General features: G+C 61.4%; 1 protein-coding gene. It reads left to right on the plus strand.

Features of this window, described 5'->3' with window-relative positions; translation table 11 throughout:
- The coding region (locus AC1Q80_RS30740; protein WP_492362927.1) for a multicopper oxidase domain-containing protein at window positions 1–1,429 on the plus strand (1,429 nt) is incomplete at its 5' end.
- Window positions 1,430–1,501 lie beyond the last annotated feature (72 nt).

Genomic DNA, 1,501 nt, shown 5'->3' on the forward strand with positions numbered 1-1,501 from the left:
TGACAGCACCGGCCTGGTGAACGTCGCAGGCGACTTCCGCGAACTGCAGGGAACGTTGTGGGCGCATGACCACCGTTTCTTCTTCACGGCGGAAAACGTCTACAAGGGCAACCTTGGTTCCATCAACTATTACAGCGGCCCCGACCGCGGCAACGAAGAGCTTGCGGATGGCGTCAATCTGCGGCTGCCCAGCGGCAAGCTTCTCGGTTGGGGCAACATCGACTTCGACGTCAACCTGACCTTTTCCGATTGCGCGTGCGACGCATCGGGCCAACTCTTCTTCGATATTTTCGATACGGACGGAATGCTCGGCGACGTGCCGCTGGTCAATTTCGGCTATGCGCCATTCTTCGAAGTCCTGCCGCGAAAATATCGCTTCCGCATCCTCAACGCCTGCATGTCGCGTTTCCTGAAGCTTGCGCTGGCGGATGCCAAAGGCAATCCCGTGCCGATCAAGTTCATCGCCAATGATGGGAACCTCGTCGTCACACCCCTCACCCTGACCTCCCTACCAGTGCAGGGGATCGCCGAGCGCTACGATATCGTCGTCGACTTTTCCGGCTTCCGCATCGGCGACAAGATACAAGTCGTCAATCAGGTCCGCCATGAGACTGGGCGCGGGCCCAAGGAAGAACTCAGCCTGCTCAAGGCGATCAAGGGTGACACCAGGGATCCGCTTGTCGGACCCATGCTTGAGTTCCGGGTGGTCGGTGCCGTCGAAAGCGTTGACGTGCCCGGCGTCATCCACCGTGCCACCGACCCGGACGTCAGCCGCGTTCAGCCCAAACTCACCGAACAGATACCGATCGTAACGCCAGTACGCACAAGGCTCGTCGAGTTCGGCAGGGCGGGAGAAGGCGATTCCCGCGGGCCGGACGGCTGCACGCCGGATTGCGGCGAAACCGTCGATTTCCCCTGGACCATTCGCATCAATGGTGAAACGGCGCATTCCATGAATGCCAATAGGATTTCCCTGCTGATCCCGAAGGCCGGTGAAGTCGAGCATTGGACCTATCGGAACGGCGGCGGCGGCTGGGATCACCCCATTCACCTCCACTTCGAGGAGGGCATCACCATGTCGCGCACGGGAACGACGCTCCCGGCGACCGAGACCCTCCAGCGCAAGGACGTCTGGCGGCTGGGCGAAAGCGGCAGCGTCACCTTCCAGGTGCAATTTGGTGAGTTCGGCGGCGCCTATGTCAACCATTGCCACAACACCGTGCATGAGGACTTTGCGATGCTGGCACGCATCCAGTTGCTGACCGGCGTCGCTGGCTCACCTCAGGCCGCGGTAACCCCGACCCCCAACCCCACCCCGGACGGCGTTGTTTTCACGACCCCGGAGATCCTGCCGGAAGGTGCGCCCAAGGGCTGGAAAGACAGCCAGCCGACGCAGGCAGCGCAGCTTGCAGGTGTTGTTACGCCTTGAAGGATTGACCGCACCGAAACTCGGTCAACCACAAGGCATTCGGTCCCGATGCAGGAACTTGGCGCGCGTGCC

This window comes from Ensifer sp. GW823-FHT05D09 (assembly GCF_058795755.1).